General features: G+C 37.8%; 1 protein-coding gene. It reads left to right on the forward strand.

Annotated elements, in window-relative coordinates; all coding sequences use genetic code 11:
* Positions 1-1,047: cytochrome c biogenesis protein CcsA (locus tag AC6F75_RS08485; RefSeq protein ID WP_500714577.1), on the forward strand; the 1,047-nt coding region annotated here is incomplete at its 5' end.
* Positions 1,048-1,102 lie beyond the last annotated feature (55 nt).

Genomic DNA, 1,102 nt, shown 5'->3' on the forward strand with positions numbered 1-1,102 from the left:
TATTCCAAAGCTGATGAATATCTGGAAAGCATCACCAGCTATCAAAAGCGATACGGCAGTTCTATAATGCCAACTGAAAACAGGATAAAAGCTGAAATACTTTATAATAAAGTTGATGTTTTCAATCGCCTTTACAAATACTTTTTACTCATTGGTATACTGATGTTTTCATTTTTAATTTTTCAAATTTTTAAAGAGAAAAACAAAACACTTGATAAATTGGTTAATGTATGTAAATATATTATTTGGACATTTTTTATATTAATGACCATAGGATTGATACTAAGGTGGTACATCAGTGGTCATGCTCCTTGGAGTGATGCTTATGAGTCTGTAATTTATGTGGCCTGGGCAACGGTATTTTTTGGTTTGGCCTTTGGCCGAAAATCCAATTTGACCATAGCATCAACTGCTTTTGTGGCGGCTATCGTTTTATGGGTGGCACATCAAAACTGGATGGACCCGGCAATTACAACACTTGTTCCCGTATTGGATTCTTATTGGCTGATGATACACGTATCTGTGATTGTAGGTAGCTATGGTCCGTTTACGCTTGGGATGATACTTGGACTTGTTGCTCTTATTTTAATGATACTCACCAACGAGAAGAATAAAAAGAAAATGGACTTAAATATCAAAGAGTTGACCATTATCAACGAACTCGCTTTGATTTTAGGTATTGGTTTGTTGACTATCGGAAATTTCTTGGGAGGTATGTGGGCCAATGAAAGCTGGGGCAGGTACTGGGGTTGGGATCCCAAGGAAACCTGGGCGCTTATCAGTATCATGATTTACGCTTTTGTGGTTCATATGAGACTCATTCCCGGCTTGCGCAGCAGATGGTGGTACAATGTGATGGCGGTACTCGCCTTTGCCTCGATAATGATGACCTATTTTGGCGTGAATTTCTATTTGGTAGGATTACATTCTTATGCTAGTGGAGACAAACCCATCACCCCTGGATTTGTGTATTATAGCCTTGCTTTTGTTGCAATAATTTCAACATTGGCTTACTTTAAACATAAAAAATATTACAGTAAAAATTAACGGTTTCCCACTTGCCGATTTACCCTTACCAAAAGGACTTCAACTTTAGGGTCAT

This window comes from Planktosalinus sp., assembly GCF_059864935.1.